Here is a 12030-nt window from a genome sequence, read left to right as displayed (position 1 = left end):
GCAGGCCGGCCAACCAAGATGGAACCCAAGATAGAGACCAAGTCGTGGAACCACGAGATTGAAAGCGCGATACTGAAAAAGTGGCAGGACGAGAACACGTACCGCTTTGAGATAACGAGTTCAAATAAACCGGCGTTTGTCATTGACACGCCGCCCCCGTACCCGTCGGGCAAGCCGTGGCACATTGGCGCCGCCGCTCACTACGCCCAGATAGACATGATAGCCCGGACTGCAAGGATGTCCGGCAAGAACGTGCTGTTTCCAATAGGCATTGACCGAAACGGCCTGCCGGTGGAAATCTACACCGAGAAAAAGTACAAGGTGCGAATGCGCCAGATGGACCGTCAAAAGTTCCTCGACCTGTGCAAGGGCGCGCTTGACGACCTCGAAGCAGAGATGCTCCAGATAATGAAGAACATGGGGCTTTCCGGCGACTTTGCACGTTACTACCGCACCGACTCTGACGAATACCGTGCGCTTACGCAGGCCACCTTTATTGAGCTGTGGAAGCGCGGGCTCGTGTACCTGGCAAACAGGCCCAACAACTATTGCCCCGACTGCGGCACAACGATTGCAGACGCCGAGATAATCTACGACGACCTGCCGACAAAACTCGTGCACATGAAGTTTCAGGTCGCAGGCTCTGGCGATTCGATTGTAATCGCGTCGACAAGGCCGGAGCTCCTCTTTGCGTGCCAGGCAGTGATTGTAAACCCGGAGGACGAGCGCTACCTTGACTATCAGGGCAAGAGCGTCGTCCTGCCCTTGTTCAACAGGGAGGTGCCTATAAAGACGCACCACTCTGCAAAACCAGAGTTTGGCTCTGGCGCCGTGATGGTGTGCAGCTATGGCGACCAGAACGACGTGCAGGTGTTCCGGGAACTGGGATTGAAGGAGATAGTGGCGCTCAACGAAAACGGCGTAACGACAGAAGCGGCAGGCGCGTACGCCGGCCTTCGCGTCAACCAGGCGCGCACCAAGGTGATTGAAGACCTAAAGGCTGCAAACCTTGTGGAAAAGGAAGAAAGCATCATGCACAGGACGCCCCTCTGTGAGCGAAGCAAGACCCCTATAGAGATAATCCCGTTGCACGATTATTACGTCAAGCAGCTTGAATATGTGCCGCAGCTGCGCGAACTGGCGATGCAGTTGAAATTCCACCCCGAGATGCACCGGCAGATCCTGCTCAACTGGCTTGACTCTGTGGCAATCGACTGGCCGGTGTCCCGCAGGCGCTTTTACGGCACCGAGATACCAATATGGTACTGCAACTCTTGCAAGGCGCCGCTCCTGCCAGAGCCGGGAAGATACTATCGCCCCTGGAAGGAGAGCCCGCCCTTTGAAAAGTGCCCAAAATGCGGCCACGCGGAATTCACGGGCGAAGACAGGACGTTTGACACGTGGATGGACTCGTCGATAAGCCCGCTCTACGTGACAAAATTCAACAACGATCAAAAGCTGTTTAATTATGCGTACCCGACGGCCGTCCGGCCGCAGGCCAAGGACATCATAAGGACGTGGCTCCACTACACGATGCTGCGCTGCGTGCAGCTGACGGGCAAGATGCCCTGGACCGACGCGTGGATAATGGGTTACGGCGTCGACGAAAAGGGAGAAAAAATGAGCAAGAGCAAGGGCAACGTCATCGACCCGTTCCCGATAATCCAGCAGTACGGCGCAGACACATTCCGGTTCTGGTCGGCAAGCGAGGCCAACCTCGGCTACGACTTTCGCTGCTCGGAGCAGCGCATAGCCAGCTCGCAAAAGTTCCTGTCAAAGCTGTGGAACGTGGGCAGGTTCCTCTCTTCGTTTGACGTGGTAAAGGACAAGCCGGCGAATTTAGAAGCATCTGACAGGTGGATACTTGCCGAGCTTGCCAAGCTCGTACAGGAATGCAGGCGCGGCTATGACGAATACAACTTTTTCGTGCCTGCAAATGCGATCCGCGACTTTACGTGGAACGTCTTTGCCGCCCACTATATCGAGATGGTGAAGGGAAGGGCGTACGACCCAAGCCAGCAGGGCCACGCCTCGGCGCTCTATACACTTCACAAGGTGTTTTCTACGATCCTGCTCTTGCTTGCGCCAATGACTCCGTTCATTTCCGAGGAGCTGTGGGTCAAGATGTATCTGGAAAAAAGTAGCATACACCACCAGCAGCTGCCTTCTGTTATCGAAGAGCAGGACCTGGAATTTGCAAAATACACCAAAGCGATAACTGACTTTAACTCGCAGGTATGGAACAAAAAGAAAGAGACAATATCAAAAGGGACAGGCAAGCCGATGTCGCTCAAGGACCCGATTGAAATTGCAGTGCCAGAAGAACTAGAGCCGTTTGCAGCCGACCTCGTATCGATGCACAACCTGATCTCAAAATGATGAAGGCGGTGCCCTTTTACCAGCACGGGCCGGTGGACATGTTGAGGTATGAGGATTTCCCGGAACCCGAGCCGGCAAAGGGGCAGGTCGTAATCGATGTAGAGTATTGCGGCGTGAATCATCTCGACATCTGGACGAGGATGGGGATAACCGGCAAAAAGATCCGGCTGCCGCACATATGCGGCTGCGACATTGTAGGCGCCGTAAAGAAAAGCGCGGCCGGTTTTGATGCCGGCGAGCGCGTCATGGTGTACCCCGGCGCCAGCTGCGGAAAATGCACGCACTGCAAAGCAGGGCGGGAAAACCTCTGCAGCCAGTTTGCAATCATTGGCGGGACAAGCGACTATAACGGCGGGTATGCAGCGCAGGTGGCGGTGCCGGCACGAAACGTCGTCCGGCTTGGCAAGATGAAAATAGATTTGAAGACCGCGGCGACGCTTGCAGTCTCGTATCTTACGGCGTGGAACATGCTGTCTGCAAACAGTGCGAAAAAGGGAAAATCGCTCCTTGTGTACGGCGCGGCAAGCGGGGTCGGCATGGCCACTATCCAGCTTGCCCGCGCGATGGGCGTCTCGACAATCATCACGACAGCGGCGGGGCCTGAAAAAGCGAAATTTGGCAAAAAGCTTGGCGCCCACCACGTCATCGACAGAAGCGAGACAAAGGACATCGCCGGCGAGGTATTTGCCAGGCTTGGTGGCAAAGGAGTGGACATTGTCATCGACCACGTGGGCGCGGCGACCTGGCAGACAAGCATTGCATCTCTAATGCCGGGTGGCAGGATGGCAGTCTGCGGCATGACGTCCGGAAACGACGCGACGGTCCCCGTACGGATGTTTTACAGCAAGCAGGTAGCGATGACGGGCGCACTATTGGGGACAAAGGCGCAGCTTGTAGAACTGCTAAGGCTCGTGCAGGCAAAGAAGATCAAGCCTGTCATCGATTCCGTGTTTCCGTTAAAGGAGGCGGGGCAGGCGCAGGACAGGATGGAAAAGGGCCTGCACGCTGGCAAGATCCTGCTCAACTGCCGCCGTTGAGAAGGTCAAGCGTGTCCTTGGCAATGTCCATCGCCGTGTGAGAGTCAAGGTTGGGCTCTAGCGTCACGACAAGCGTGTGGCCGTCCATGTAGAACGTCAGGATGGAGACCCTGTCCCGCTCGACATACGCAAAGCGCGCCCTTCCAAGGGTGTTGTCAAACCTGTGCCTCATGGACTTGCGGAGCGCCGTCTGCGCAAGATAAAGCTCTTCGTTTGACTGGTCTGTCAAAGAGTCGATGCCCTTTCTCATGCCGCCGGCCACGAGCGCGCCCATGTCGTCAATAACGCCGGCGTACCTGATGTCGTCGTCAAGTGCAAATACCTGATCGCAAATCTTTGCAAAATCCATGACAGTACGTACATAGTCAAGCTTGTTTTTGAAATTTTTGCCACAGCTTTTTAAGCACAGTGATGCGCAAAAGGAATCGTATTGGCGGTAAAAATTGGCAGAGTGGAGGTCGGCGGCAGCAAAAACCACGTCAAGGTGATGGGGATAATCAACGCAAGCCCCGAGTCGTTCTTTTCGGGCTCTGTCAGGACCGGCTTTAACGAGGTTGCGCAGACTGCAAGGGAAATGCAGGACGCCGGTGCGCACGTCATCGACATCGGGGCAATGTCGACCGCGCCGTACCTCGACACCATAATCCCTGCCGAAGAAGAGGTACGGCGGCTGAAAACCGCCATGGAGGCGGCCAAGTCCGCGTGCAGCCTGCCGATTTCAGTCGACACGCCACGAGCAGAGGTTGCCGAGGCCGCGGTAAAGCTTGGCGCAGACGCGATAAACGACGTCACGGGGCTGCAGTACGACCGGAGGATGGCGCAGGTCGCCGCCAGGGCCGGCCTGCCCGTGATAATCGGGGCCTACAGCAGGACGCCTGCCTCAGGCAGGGTTGCAGGCACGGTCCGGGCATTGAAGGAAAGCATCGCTATGGCAAAAAAGGCAGGTATCCGAAAAGAGATGATTATAGTCGACCCGTCGATAGGCTTTTTCCGTGCCGAGGGCAGGAACCCCTTTTTCACGAAAATAGCCGACGGCGACAAAATGCAGTGGTACGCCCGCGACCTCGAAGTGTTGTCGAGCCTGCACAGGCTTGCCGCGCTTGCGCCAGTCTGCGTATCCGTTTCAAGAAAGTCGTTCATAGGCCACCTTCTCAACCTGCCAAAAGCAGAGGAAAGGATGGCCCCCTCTATCGCGTGCGAGGTGGTTGCGGCAATAAACGGCGCAAGCTTGGTGAGGACGCACAGCGTGAAAGAGACCGTGCAGGCGCTGACCATGCTGGAGCTCCTCCGGCGCTAGAGCCGGTAACGCTTATAATGCTTCTAGGCGACTAGACATCAAGGGATTACTTGGATTTTAGAGAAGGTCTGACGTTTGACGACGTTCTTCTCGTTCCTAAACGCTCGCCTATAGTTTCAAGGTCGCAGACGGACCTGAGGACAAAGCTGTCGCGCAACATCAGCCTCAACATACCGCTCATTTCGGCCAACATGGACACGGTGACCGAGTCCCACATGGCAATAGCGCTTGCCCGTGAGGGAGGCATCGGGATCATCCACCGCTTCATGACGATTGAGGATCAGGTAGACGAGGTATTGAAGGTGAAGAGGTCAGAGTCGGTGGTGATAGAGCAGCCGTACACCGTAAAGGCAAACACTACCGTGGCAGAGCTGTACAAGCACATGGCCGAGTACGGGGTCTCCGGGCTCCTTGTAGAAGACGGGGGGAAACTTGCCGGCATCATCACAAGGCGCGACATCACGTTTGAGAAAAACATGAAGCGCAAGGTGTCAGAGCTCATGACCCGGCAGGTCATAACTGCCAAGGCCGGCACCACCATAGAGCAGGCAAAAGAGATCCTGCACAAGCACCGCATAGAGAAACTGCCGCTGGTAGACGACAAGGGCAGGATTGCCGGCCTGATAACAAGCAAGGACATTTTGAAGATGGACGAGTACCCGCACGCTGCAAAGGATAGAAAGGGCCGGCTCCTTGTCGGCGCGGCGGTAGGGGTAAAGGGCGACTACCTAGAGCGCACGGAGGCGCTGCTTGAGGCAGGCGCTGACACCATAGTGGTAGACATTGCGCACGGCCACAGCGAGAACGCGCTCAACACCGTGCACATGATAAAGAAGGCTTTTCCAAGCTGCGACCTCATTGCAGGCAACGTGGCGACAGGCGACGGCGCCCGCGACCTGATAAAGGCAGGAGTCGACGCAGTCAAGGTCGGAGTCGGCTCTGGCTCGATATGCATCACGAGGGTCGTGACAGGGTCGGGCGTTCCGCAACTCACTGCGGTCATTGACGCAGTCAAGGCTGCAAAGGAATTTGACATTCCAGTCATATCTGACGGCGGCATCCGCACGTCCGGCGACCTCACAAAGGCGCTGGCGGCTGGCGCATCGTCTGCCATGATAGGGAGCATGTTTGGAGGCACCGACGAGAGCCCCGGCAAGACGCTTGTCAAAAACGGCAAAAAGTACAAGATGTACCGCGGCATGGCGTCCTACATGGCGTCGCTTGGCCGCAAGTACCGCCAGGAGGGCCCGGAGGTCGTGGATTCTGACGACCTCAACGACTATGTCCCGGAGGGAGTCGAGGCGATGGTGCCGTACAAGGGAAGCGTCGTCGAGATCGTGCGCCAGCTTGCTGGCGGCCTGCGCTCCGGCCTAAGCTACTGCGGCGCCAAGTCCATTCCAGAGATGCAAAGAAACGCCGAGTTTGTTAGGATAACCGGCGCCGGCTTTATCGAGAGCCAGCCCCACGACGTCGACGTGATGTAATGGATGGCTGCCAAGACGTTTATCGCGATGCTTGGCGCCGGCGCGGCCTTTATTGTCATCGGCATTGCCGCAAGCATCTATGCAAACACGGCAGTCGCAGTGTCCCTTGATGGCACGGTCAAGCCGGGCCTTGCAGACGAGCTGTCGCCGGACATGAACGTAGGCAACACCGCATTGATGCAGGTAAAAGGTTCTACGTTTGACATTCAAGTAAAGGACCCTGACGGAAGCATAGTAACTTCGCAGAAGGACCTTTCCAACTTTACGTACGAGCTCACCGCTTCCAAGGCCGGCGAGTACCGGATAGCAATACAGAACACGGGAAATCAAGACGTGCAGATAACCGGCACGGCTCAGACCAAGTCCAGCCCGCTGGAGTTTTCCGGCTCGCTCATGCTGGTCGTGACCGGCATCATAGTAATAGGCTTGAGCCTGCGCTTCCGGGGACGCTAAACTAGAATTCGGCTTTTCTGTACGAGCCGATGATCTTCAGGTACGACGTCTTGCTCTTTACCGCCTTTAGCACCTGCTTTACCGCCGTATCGTTTGCGTGCCCCTCAAAGTCGACGTAAAAGTTGTACTCCCACGGGGTTTCTTTTGTCGGCCGCGACTCTATTTTCGTAAGATTCAGGTTCCTTATCGCAAACTCGCCGAGGATTCCAAAGAGCGCGCCCGGCACGTGCTTTACTGAAAATATGATGGACGTCTTGTACTGCTGCTGTTGTTGCTCGTTGTTTTTCCTGGCTCTCTTGTCATCATTATCTGACAGCGCAAGCACCAAAAAGCGGGTATAGTTGCTCTTTCTGTCCTCGATGCCTTCGTCCAGTATCTCCATGCCGTACAGCTCTGCCGCGCGCCTGCTTGCTATTGCCGCCGCGTCCTTGGCGCCCTGCTCCTTTACCATCTTGACAGAGCCGGCAGTGTCGTACGCCGGCACGGGCTCTATCCTTTTCTTTTGCAGGTACTGCCGGCACTGGCCCAGCGCCTGCGGGTGCGAGTAGGCGTGTCTGACATCTTTGATCTTGACGCCTTTTCCGGCAATCAGGCAGTGGTGCACCCTGTGGTAGACCTCGCCCGTTGCCTTTAGCGGGGTCTGCATCAGCAAATCATACACTTCAGGCACGCTTCCCTCTATGGAATTTTCAACCGGTATGACTGCATAGTCGACCTTTTTCTTTTCAGCTTCGGAAAAAGCGTCTGCAAAGGACTTGCAAGGGACAAGCGTAGCGCCCTTGGAGAAATACTGTAGCGCGGCCATCTCACTAAATGCCCCGCGCTCTCCCTGAAAGGCGACGCTTGGCATTAATTCTACTACCTGCTGCCGCCCGCCCTGAATATCTGGCGAAGCGTCTCTTTGCCATAGTCGTTTGTCAGCTTGCGGGGCTCCCATGCTCCGCATTCGATGCACTTGACCGTGTCGTTTACCTTGACCGTGTCGCCTCCGCACATAAAGCAGGTGGTGTAGAGCACGCCAAACTCTCTTTCCGCAATGGTCATGTGCACTGTAGAGTTGAGCAGGCTCATCACCCTGCCTCTTATGATGTCGCCTGTGCGAAAGATCGGCCTTTCCCGCCTGTCGCGGCCGCCACCGCCTACCCTCATGGAGGCAATCGCCGAGAACCCTGACGTGGACTCTACTCCGTTTATGTACAGCACCTTTACCGATATCATGCTGGCAAATATCATCTCTACATAGCCTACCAGTATGTCGCCTATCTTGGGAAGCATTGGCGCATTTTTGGGCTCTATCTTTATCACTCGCCTTTTCAGGTCCATTGCCTTGGTGCCTATTGCGGCCGACCTTATCGTGCCGTCCTGCGTCAGGTAAGTGTTCTTGCCTCCCTCAAACTCTTCTATGGAGGCAACCTGCTCGCCTGGCAGCATTATCATTACTTTGTTATTATTTTCCTTGCTCAATTCGGTGCAGCTTTTACGTGCGGCAAGTTATAACTGTTTATGGGTGGAAAATATGCAAAATTTTTACAATCTCTCCCTGAAAGATTGTGTGTTTCTTACAGAGAGCGGTGGGCGAAGGATAATAAAGGTATAAAGAGCAGTATCGTCAAGGTGTTAGTGTGAGCCAGAATACTCTATCTTTAAAGGTTCTTGAAGCGTATACCCGGGACGTAGGCAGGGGAGTAGCCAGGATCGACTACGACTCGATGGACTCTCTGGGTGCATCAACTGGCGACGTTATTGAGATAAGGGGCAAGCGCAGGACGGTTGCCAAATGCTTACCGCTTTACCCGTCTGACGAAGGCAAGGGGATAATCCGCGTCGACGGACTTGTGAGAAACAACGCCGGCATTGCCATTGGTGACACCGTGACAGTCAAGAAGATAAAGGCGGTCCCTGCCGAGAAAGTCATCGTTGCTCCATTGGAGGCAATCCCGCCAATAGACGAGCGCTACCTTGCAGACGCGCTTGAAAGCGTGCCTCTCATCAAGGGCGACAACGTGATGGTGCCGTACTTTGGTGGCAGACTGACCTTCCAGGTAATTGGCGTGACGCCGGCCGCTGACGCAGTGCTTGTAACTCAAAAGACGATATTCCACATCGCCGAGAAAGGCGAGACCATGAGGGGCGTCCCGCAGGTCACGTACGAGGACATCGGCGGCCTGAAGGAAGAGATACAAAAAGTCCGCGAGATGATAGAGCTCCCGCTCAGGCACCCCGAGATATTCGAGAAACTGGGCATCGAAGCTCCAAAGGGCGTGCTGCTCTATGGTCCACCAGGAACAGGCAAGACATTGCTTGCCAAGGCGGTGGCAAACGAAAGCAACGCGCATTTCATCTCCATCTCAGGCCCGGAGATCATGAGCAAGTTCTACGGCGAGTCCGAGGCTAGACTGCGAGAGATATTCAAGGAGGCAAAGGAAAAGGCCCCGTCAATCATATTCATCGACGAAATAGACTCGATTGCGCCAAAGAGGGAAGAGGTGACAGGCGAGGTCGAAAGGCGCGTCGTGTCTCAGCTCTTGTCGCTGATGGATGGCCTTGAGGCAAGAGGCAAGGTGATCGTAATTGCCGCGACAAACAGGCCAAACGCAATCGACCCGGCGCTCAGGAGACCCGGCAGGTTCGACAGGGAAATCGAGATCAAGGTCCCAGACAAGCGCGGAAGGCTAGAGATACTCCAGATACACACCCGCAACATGCCGCTTGAAACCGACGTGGACCAGGACAAGATTGCCGGCATCACGCACGGCTTTGTCGGCGCAGACCTAGAATACCTCTGCAAGGAGGCCGCGATGAAGTGCCTCCGCAGGCTGCTACCTGAACTGAACCTTGAGGACGAAAAGCTGTCGCCGGATGTGCTCAACAAGCTCATCGTGACCATGTCAGACTTTGAAAACGCCGTCAAGGAGGTAATGCCGTCTGCCATGAGAGAGGTCTACCTGGAATCGCCTGACATCCCGTGGACCGCAATCGGCGGGCTCGACGAGGTCAAGCGCGAGCTCCAGGAAGCCGTGGAATGGCCGCTGCGCTACCCCGACCTGTACACAAAGCTTGGACACACCATGCCAAAGGGCATACTGATGCACGGTCCTTCCGGCACGGGCAAGACCATGCTTGCAAAGGCAGTGGCAACAGAGTCTGAGGCCAACTTTATCAGCGTCCGCGGTCCGGAACTGCTGAGCAAGTGGGTCGGCGAGTCAGAGCGTGGCATCAGAGAGATATTCAGGCGCGCAAGGCAGGCTGCGCCGTGCGTCGTGTTCTTTGACGAGATAGACTCTATCGCCCCGACGAGGGGAATGGGAGGCGACAGCATGGTCACAGAGCGCGTAGTATCACAGTTGCTGACAGAGCTTGACGGCATCCAGGCGCTTTCCGGCGTCGTTGTCATTGCGGCTACAAACAGGGCAGACATCATCGATCCTGCGCTGCTTCGCCCCGGAAGGTTTGACAAAATAGTGTTCGTGCCGATGCCAGACAAGCCGACAAGGCTCAAGATACTGGAAATACACGCCAAGAAAAAGCCTATAGGCCCAGACGTGGACCTTGGCAAGGTTGCCGAGCTGACAGACGGCTTTAGCGGAGCAGACACCAGCTCGGTGGTCAACACTGCGGTGTCGCTCGTGCTGCACGAGTACCTTGCAAAGTATCCGACGCCGGAAGAAGCTGCCAAGCACGCTGCAGAAGCGCACGTGATGATGCGCCACTTTGAAGACGCCATCAAGAAAATAAAGACACAGCGCGAAGGCAAGCCGGGCGAAAAGGTCACAGTGCCGTACTATCGTTAGTGCGGCGCACGCCCAAGCTTTTTCCTTTTCTTCTTTTTCTTCTTTTTCCCTTTTTTGTTTTTTATCAAAGAAAATATTTTTTCGTACGGCAAAAAATATTTCCGCGATGCCAGCCACGCTTGCTCTACGCAAAAAATTTTCTCCAAAAATTTTTCCGGCGCGCCGGCGCGAATTTGTCCGCAAAATTTCGGGGTAATGTTTTTAAAGTAATGGTTTATTGATAAAGACAGAATCAACAAGAATTGGCAGAAAATACCCAAGTCCAACTTGTACCGAAGCAAACCTCTGCACTGCTGAACCGTTTTGCAACGCCCCTAGACGTGAAGAGCCTTGTAGCGCAGTACGGCACTCCTCTCTACCTTGTAGACGAGGACACGCTGCACGCAAAAGCCCGCGAGCTCCAGAGAGCATACTCCAAGTTCAAGGGCCCGGTAAAAGTAGCGTATTCGATCAAGGCCAACTTTTCTCCGGCCATAGTGCGCGCCTTCATGAAGGACGGGCTCACTTTTGACCTCACGTCGCTTGGCGAGCTACACTTTATCAAGCAATGCAATGCCGACCCTGAGAACGTCATCTACACCAGCGTAACGGAGGAGCCTGAAGAGTACGTCGAAGTGCTAAAGAGCGGCGTGCGCAGAATAGTAGTCAGCTCGCACAAGGGCATGATGAACCTCGCGCTTGCGGCGGGCCAGGTGGGCGTGCGCCCGCTGACCATGATAAGGGTCAACCCAGAAGTCGCGACTGACGCCAAGGTGCGCGCCTCGTACAAGAACGGCAAGTTCGGAGTCCCGTTCAACGGCGGCACAATCGACAGCGCGACAAAGATGGTCAAGTACCTGATGGGAAGCGACCTGTTAAAGTTCGAGGGCTTCCACTTCCACCTAGGATCGCAGATCACCGACTTTTCCTGCTACACCCACGCGCTGGACAAGATGGACGCCTTTATGACCAAGATGAAAAAAGAGTACCCGAACTTTCAGGTAAACACCTTTGACATCGGCGGAGGAACGCCAGTGTTCTACAACGACCCTGTGCCAACGCCGGCAGAGATGGCTCAGAACCACCTTGCCCGGCTCAACCAGCTTGCAGAAACACACGGCATATTCACGCTGATGATAGAGTCGGGCCGCTTTCTGGTTGCCGAGTCGTCAATCCTGGTATCAAGGATAGTGAACACCAAGGAGTACAACGAGCACAAGATAGTGATAGTCGACGCAGGCTACCACATACTCCTTGACGCGGCGTTGTTGAAGCAGGAATACCCGCAGGAAGTGATTCCTGTAGTGGACAGCCAGGACAGGACAACGGCCCTTGCGACACCAAAGAACACGCACCTTGCAGGAAGGCTGTGCGACACGTACGACGTCTTTCCGCTCTCAAAGGCATCAGACATGTCGGGCGCAGAGGTGGGCAACTATGTCTCGTTCTACAACGTGGGTGCCTACTCGGTCGTGTTCAACATGCCGTTCCACTGCCAGACCAAGCCTCCAGTCGTGATGAAGGACAGCGACGGCAAGTACAGGCTGGTCAGAAAGGGCACGACGTACGAGCAGCTCTTTGTCGAGGAAGGCGGCGACATAGCGTAAAAA

10 protein-coding genes are annotated in these 12030 nt (G+C 55.4%); 7 read left to right on the top strand and 3 right to left on the bottom strand.

Going from position 1 to position 12030, the window contains the following annotated elements:
- Positions 1-18 precede the first annotated feature (18 nt).
- Together NTE_RS14595 and NTE_RS14590 are read left to right on the top strand one after the other, a co-directional pair.
- Positions 19-2379 carry a valine--tRNA ligase gene (locus NTE_RS14595; protein ID WP_148701680.1) on the top strand — a complete coding sequence of 787 codons (2361 nt, stop codon included), beginning with the start codon at positions 19-21 and terminating at the stop codon, positions 2377-2379.
- On the top strand, positions 2376-3416 hold the full coding sequence (locus NTE_RS14590; RefSeq protein ID WP_148701679.1) for a zinc-binding dehydrogenase: 1041 nt from the start codon (positions 2376-2378) through the stop codon (positions 3414-3416). The genes NTE_RS14595 and NTE_RS14590 overlap by 4 nt, the downstream gene beginning before the upstream one ends.
- Here the strand turns inward: NTE_RS14590 and NTE_RS14585 are convergent.
- Positions 3400-3765, bottom strand: coding sequence for a DUF6659 family protein (locus tag NTE_RS14585; protein ID WP_148701678.1), 366 nt, complete (start codon positions 3763-3765; stop codon positions 3400-3402). The two genes, NTE_RS14590 and NTE_RS14585, sit on opposite strands and share 17 nt — an antisense overlap.
- Positions 3766-3846: 81 nt before the next feature.
- On the opposite strand from NTE_RS14585, the gene NTE_RS14580 reads away from it, so the two are divergent.
- From NTE_RS14580 to NTE_RS14570, 3 genes are read left to right on the top strand one after another with little or no spacing between them, the layout of a single operon-like run.
- Positions 3847-4713: a dihydropteroate synthase gene (locus tag NTE_RS14580; RefSeq protein ID WP_148701677.1), complete on the top strand. Its 867-nt coding sequence runs from the start codon at positions 3847-3849 to the stop codon at positions 4711-4713.
- 50 nt (positions 4714-4763) lie between these two features.
- A complete protein-coding gene (guaB, locus tag NTE_RS14575) occupies positions 4764-6197 on the top strand; it encodes an IMP dehydrogenase (protein WP_148701676.1) in 1434 nt (477 codons plus the stop codon).
- A gap of 3 nt (positions 6198-6200) precedes the next feature.
- The gene (locus NTE_RS14570) at positions 6201-6650 is read left to right on the top strand and encodes a p24 family protein (protein WP_148701675.1); all 450 of its coding nucleotides are present in this window, start codon (positions 6201-6203) and stop codon (positions 6648-6650) included.
- A 1-nt stretch (position 6651) separates the two neighbouring features.
- On the opposite strand, the gene pheA is transcribed toward NTE_RS14570, so the two are convergent.
- Positions 6652-7500, bottom strand: a complete 849-nt coding sequence (pheA, locus tag NTE_RS14565; RefSeq protein ID WP_148701674.1) for a prephenate dehydratase — start codon at positions 7498-7500, stop codon at positions 6652-6654.
- Positions 7501-7508: 8 nt separating this feature from the next.
- A complete protein-coding gene (locus tag NTE_RS14560; RefSeq protein ID WP_148701673.1) occupies positions 7509-8114 on the bottom strand; it encodes an exosome complex RNA-binding protein Csl4 in 606 nt (201 codons plus the stop codon).
- A 158-nt stretch (positions 8115-8272) separates the two neighbouring features.
- Between NTE_RS14560 and NTE_RS14555 the strand changes: the two genes are divergently transcribed.
- Both NTE_RS14555 and NTE_RS14550 read left to right on the top strand, forming a co-directional pair.
- Complete coding sequence (locus NTE_RS14555) at positions 8273-10441, top strand: CDC48 family AAA ATPase (RefSeq protein WP_075055334.1); 2169 nt, start codon at positions 8273-8275, stop codon at positions 10439-10441.
- Between the two features lie 320 nt (positions 10442-10761).
- Positions 10762-12027, top strand: a complete 1266-nt coding sequence (locus NTE_RS14550; protein WP_158385629.1) for a diaminopimelate decarboxylase family protein — start codon at positions 10762-10764, stop codon at positions 12025-12027.
- The last annotated feature ends 3 nt before the right edge of the window (positions 12028-12030 follow it).

Origin of the sequence: Candidatus Nitrososphaera evergladensis SR1, from assembly GCF_000730285.1 — an archaeon.
Classification (GTDB): domain Archaea; phylum Thermoproteota; class Nitrososphaeria; order Nitrososphaerales; family Nitrososphaeraceae; genus Nitrososphaera; species Nitrososphaera evergladensis.
This window is presented reverse-complemented; position numbering and strand designations above follow the sequence as displayed.